The 4,619-nt window shown below is 41.5% G+C and carries 3 protein-coding genes and 1 pseudogene; 2 read left to right on the forward strand and 2 right to left on the reverse strand.

What is annotated here, in order from left to right; all coding sequences use genetic code 11:
* Positions 1–660 precede the first annotated feature (660 nt).
* On the reverse strand, positions 661–789 hold the full coding sequence (locus LC574_RS39275; RefSeq protein WP_368736740.1) for a helix-turn-helix domain-containing protein: 129 nt from the start codon (positions 787–789) through the stop codon (positions 661–663).
* A gap of 424 nt (positions 790–1,213) precedes the next feature.
* Between LC574_RS39275 and LC574_RS27485 the strand changes: the two genes are divergently transcribed.
* Together LC574_RS27485 and metK are read left to right on the forward strand one after the other, a co-directional pair.
* A complete protein-coding gene (locus LC574_RS27485; protein WP_229456828.1) occupies positions 1,214–2,218 on the forward strand; it encodes a phosphoribulokinase in 1,005 nt (334 codons plus the stop codon).
* Between the two features lie 734 nt (positions 2,219–2,952).
* Positions 2,953–4,227, forward strand: coding sequence for a methionine adenosyltransferase (metK, locus tag LC574_RS27490; protein WP_229456829.1), 1,275 nt, complete (start codon positions 2,953–2,955; stop codon positions 4,225–4,227).
* Positions 4,228–4,373: 146 nt separating this feature from the next.
* On the opposite strand, the pseudogene LC574_RS27495 reads toward metK, so the two are convergent.
* A pseudogene (locus tag LC574_RS27495) lies at positions 4,374–4,619 on the reverse strand (DUF4231 domain-containing protein); the annotation flags it as partial.

Genomic DNA, 4,619 nt, shown 5'->3' on the forward strand with positions numbered 1-4,619 from the left:
ACATTCGTTCTACCACTCCGATAATTTACTTAACCGTTTTTCAAAAAAAAAACTATTCCCCTACCTTGCCAGCTTTAGTCTACCGGATTTTCGTTTCACAAAACTAGCCATGAAGGAAAAACGGCATCATTAAATTAATGCCTTGCTAAGTACACTCACCAAAGACATGTAGGCATAGCAAAAAACACACCTGTTCACCTTCTAAGGTAAAGGATAAGTCTTGTGGAGAATGTTAATAATGAGTCAATTTAATCTTTTTTTCGTTAACTACCATCCCCATCAGGGAGATAGTTTTTTACCTTACTACCCAACGAGCAACTTAAAGGGACAGATATTCTAGGAGGCCTGCTTCGATTAGTGGAAGCTACTGCTCAGTTGACTTCCAAAAATTGCGGTTGCGCTTGCCTACTCCAAGGGTTTAAATCGGAAATGCCAATCCCAGAAGGTTTTCTTCCGATTGGTTTTACTTCTTTAAATCTACTATTTTGGAATATTGTTAGCTATATTCATGACCTGTCTATGGATAATGACATGACTAGGACAACTCAAGCTACAAACATAACGACATAGAGAACCGTGATTTTAGCAACTGTAATCAGTTTCACTTGATGTGAAAAATCTGTCAACCCCTATCAGTACTTGGCCATAACGTCAACGCTTCTATCTAAGCATATCTATAAATTTACAGCCAAGAATTTGACTAATGCAAGTTCTTTGCTCATTCGTTGGATAGATTTTTGCTTTGAATATATTAAGTATTGTCGAGCAGGAATTACAATTTAGGAACATCAAAAAATTCGCGGCAATGCGGCAATAATAAATTATACCTTATAGTCTTGTTTATAGTCACAAGTAGTGGACTGATAAAGGCGCAACGCTGATGGGCGGTGCTGATCCCCATTTTTAAATTAACAACTAAATCAAGAAAAAAATGATTGATGAACCACCCTAATTCTTCTAGAGAGCAATCTTGTATGGGATACCCCCTTCTGTTAAAATCAAATATACCACTAGGATTAAATACTTACCGGCACCAACATTCAGGCTAGTCCGACGAGTAGCAACTTAATTACTTTTGTTGCCTACTTGCTTGGTGTCTTATAGATGTGCTAGGTAGCAAGAAGGCAGGATAAACCAAAGGGGTAAACTCCTGGCTTCAGAATCTGCTGTGTGAAAAAATATTGAGACAATTTTAGTATTTTAGAGGAGATTTATGACAAATAAGCCGGAACGCGTGGTACTGATTGGAGTAGCCGGAGACTCTGGTTGCGGTAAATCTACGTTTTTGCGTCGTTTGATAGATTTGTTTGGTGAAGATTTAATGACAGTCATTTGCTTGGATGACTATCATTCCCTAGATCGCAAACAGCGTAAAGAAACTGGGATAACGGCATTAGACCCCAGAGCAAACAATTTTGACCTGATGTATGAGCAAATTAAAGCGCTCAAAAGTGGTCAAGGGATTGATAAGCCGATTTACAACCACGAAACTGGCTTAATTGATCCGCCGGAGCGGGTAGAGCCGAATCATATTATAGTTGTTGAAGGGCTGCATCCTTTATATGATGAGCGGGTGCGATCGCTAATCGACTTCAGTGTTTATTTTGATATTAGCGATGAAGTCAAAATTGCCTGGAAAATCCAGCGAGATATGGCTGAACGCGGTCATCGCTACGAAGATGTCTTAGCGCAAATCAATTCCCGCAAACCTGACTTTGATAAGTTTATCGAACCACAAAGAGAATTTGCTGATGTGGTTCTCCAAGTATTACCCACGAACTTGATCAAAAACGACACGGAGCGCAGAGTCCTGCGGGTACGTATGCTCCAGCGGGAAGATAAGGAAGGCTTTGAGCCAACCTACCTATTTGATGAAGGGTCAACAATTAATTGGACTCCGTGTGGTCGCAAGCTGACCTGTTCCTACCCTGGTATGCAACTGTACTACGGTTCAGATGTTTACTACGGCCGCTATGTCTCAGTACTAGAGGTGGATGGTCAATTTGACAACTTGGAAGAAGTAATTTATATCGAAACTCATCTCAGCAATACATCCACTAAATATCAGGGTGAATTGACTCATTTGTTACTCCAGCACCGCGAGTATCCAGGTTCCAATAATGGTACTGGTTTCTTCCAAGTGCTTACCGGTTTGAAAATGCGTGCTGCCTATGAGCGGCTAACAGCTACGGAAGCAAAGTTAGCAGTTCAAGTTTAAAAGTAGAAGTGTTTGTGTCAAAGTTTCTGGGGGCGCTTCTGGGTGTCCCTTTTTTTTGTGTTATTAAATACATTTTACCCACAAAATAATTAAGCATAAATTTATCTTTTTTATAGATACTTACTTTATAGCTAGTGGTTTTTATCAATATTAAGAAGATACTAACTACTGAAGTATAAATATTGTTATGATTTCATAAATTAACGTAAGTTCAACGGCTTATGTGGTGTTCGCCTAACGAGGTGAATCAAAAGACCTCTAAGAGGTTTTACTACGCAAAACCGTCCCTCTCCGATGGGCGAGAGGGACAGACTTGAATTTTAGTTCAAGTCAGGGAAAGGTTCGTTGAACTCACGTTACAGCTATTTTCAGGTAAATAGACCACACGGTAGGGGCACGAGCCAGCTCATACGTGTCAACTTAACGTAAAAGCCATGTCCCGCAAGGAACTGAAGTTCCTTGCTAATAGCGAAAGTCATCTTTTGATGACTAAATAATCCGAAAAATCTTTAGTCTACTTTAGTAGACTTTAGCTATAAGAGAGGAACTTTAGTTCCAGGCGGGCGTGGAAGCCAACAGATAAGCGATTTTTAGCTTAAGTTGACACCAATGAGCAATGCTGTGCCCTTACGACAGATGTGGTTCAAATACATGAAAACTGCTGTAAATTTAGGTAGTTGAACTAAATACTCATATTTAGTCAGCGAAAAAACTCAAGTCAGGAGGAATTTCCTTTGTCTCGTCGATATTTATTTACCTCCGAGTCAGTCACCGAAGGTCATCCAGATAAAATCTGCGATCAGATTTCTGATACCATTCTGGATGCCCTACTGACACAAGACCCCAGCAGCCGTGTCGCCGCTGAAGTAGTAGTTAATACTGGTTTGGTGCTAATCACTGGTGAAATAACCACCAAAGCCAATGTGAATTTCGTCAATCTCGCCCGTCAGAAAATTGCCGAAATTGGCTATACCAATGCCGATAATGGCTTTTCTGCTAACAGCACCAGTGTTCTGCTGGCTTTAGACGAACAATCACCCGATATTGCCCAAGGCGTTAACACCGCCCAAGAAACCCGCCAGCAAGATAGTGATGAGCTATTCGACAAAATTGGTGCCGGCGATCAAGGTATAATGTTTGGTTTTGCTAGTAACGAAACACCAGAACTGATACCCTTACCCATCAGTCTCGCCCACCGCATTGCTCGCCGATTGGCAGCAGTCCGCAAAACAGGTGAATTGTCATACCTGCGTCCTGACGGTAAAACCCAAGTAACTGTGATCTACGAAGATGGACGCCCAGTAGGTATTGATACTATTCTAATTTCCACCCAACATACAGCCAGTATTGGGGAAATCACGGATGAGGCGGCTGTACAAGCCAAAATTAAACAAGACCTCTGGTCAGCAGTGGTCGAACCTGTTTTTAACGACATTGAAATTAAGCCTAATCAGGAAACACGTTTTTTAGTCAACCCCACTGGCAAATTTGTCGTTGGTGGCCCTCAGGGAGACTCCGGTCTGACAGGACGGAAAATAATTGTTGACACCTACGGTGGTTATTCACGGCATGGTGGCGGCGCTTTTTCCGGCAAAGATCCCACGAAGGTAGACCGCTCTGCTGCCTATGCCGCTCGTTATGTGGCGAAAAATATTGTCGCTGCTGGGTTGGCAGAAAAAGTTGAAATTCAGCTATCTTATGCTATTGGTGTAGCACGACCAACAAGCATTCTGGTGGATACCTTTGGCACTGGCAAAGTGGATGAAGAAACCTTACTGGAATTAATCAACAAGCACTTTGAACTCCGTCCAGCAGGGATTATTCATACCTTCAACTTACGTAACTTACCAAGTGAACGAGGCGGACGTTTTTATCAGGACGTCGCGGCTTACGGTCATTTTGGGCGGGCTGATTTAGACTTGCCTTGGGAACAGACCGATAAAGCCGAATTGTTGAAGCAAGCAGCAAACGAGTCACTTTCAGCAGTAGTTGCTCAAGCACTAACTTAGACTTTTACGTTACTGCAAAAACTTAGTTTATATATCTGAGGATATTGGCAACTTCACAAATTGCCTATACCCTCATTTATCTGAAACAGGAGTCAGGAGCCAGAATTCATGCTGAATTCTGTACAAAAAAGCAATCAGGTTTCTTTCTACTTGCTTACCTCTGCTACCGCTTTGTTTGACTCATTAGATGAAGTTGATTCTGTCTTCTCTGATTGCGTCTCACTCGTTTGTTGCAATTGGTTGAGATGAATATTGTTCACTTGAACAATAAAGTATTCTAATGCTTGACTTGCCTTTTGTTGCTGTTGGGTTTCGTCAGACACATCATAACAACGATAAGGCGGAGTAACTCCTAATATAAATTTCTCTTGTTCAGCTTCTAACAATTCAAC

Source organism: Nostoc sp. CHAB 5715, from assembly GCF_020829685.1.
Classification (GTDB): domain Bacteria; phylum Cyanobacteriota; class Cyanobacteriia; order Cyanobacteriales; family Nostocaceae; genus Nostoc.

What these genes read in the sequence shown, in the direction of transcription:
- LC574_RS39275 (WP_368736740.1), bottom strand. Translation starts at nt 789, where the DNA reads ATGTTCCTAAATTGTAATTCCTGCTCGACAATACTTAATATATTCAAA.
- LC574_RS27485 (WP_229456828.1), top strand. Translation starts at nt 1,214, where the DNA reads ATGACAAATAAGCCGGAACGCGTGGTACTGATTGGAGTAGCCGGAGAC.